The sequence below is a fragment of the Xanthobacter autotrophicus genome (genome assembly GCF_029991245.1).
Lineage (GTDB): Bacteria > Pseudomonadota > Alphaproteobacteria > Rhizobiales > Xanthobacteraceae > Xanthobacter > Xanthobacter autotrophicus_C.
Genome location: NZ_JAIVFO010000430.1, coordinates 1 through 404 on the forward strand (window position 1 = coordinate 1; position 404 = coordinate 404).

At 51.0% G+C, this 404-nt stretch carries 1 protein-coding gene; it reads left to right on the forward strand.

Annotation, left to right across the window (positions count from 1 at the left end; genetic code table 11):
• Positions 1–83 precede the first annotated feature (83 nt).
• Positions 84–404, forward strand: a 321-nt coding sequence (locus tag K9U41_RS23545; RefSeq protein ID WP_282643240.1) for an MFS transporter, incomplete at its 3' end; no start/stop codon positions are given.

The window sequence follows — 404 nt, forward strand, 5'->3', positions numbered from 1 at the left end:
CTGTAATATTTTCTCATTAACACTCTGTTTACCCAACATGCGCTCCGCACTACACTATGTGGGCATTTTTTTAAGGGGTGGTAATGAACGATTATAAAATGACGCCAGGTGAGAGGCGCGCGACCTGGGGTTTAGGGACCGTATTCTCGTTGCGCATGCTGGGCATGTTTATGGTTCTGCCGGTTCTGACCACGTACGGCATGGCTCTGCAAGGTGCCAGCGAAGCATTAATCGGTATTGCCATTGGTATTTATGGTCTGACTCAGGCCGTTTTTCAGATTCCGTTTGGCCTGCTTTCCGACCGCATTGGTCGCAAACCATTAATTGTCGGTGGGCTGGCGGTGTTTGCCGCCGGTAGCGTTATCGCTGCGCTTTCCGACTCCATCTGGGGAATTATTCTGGGC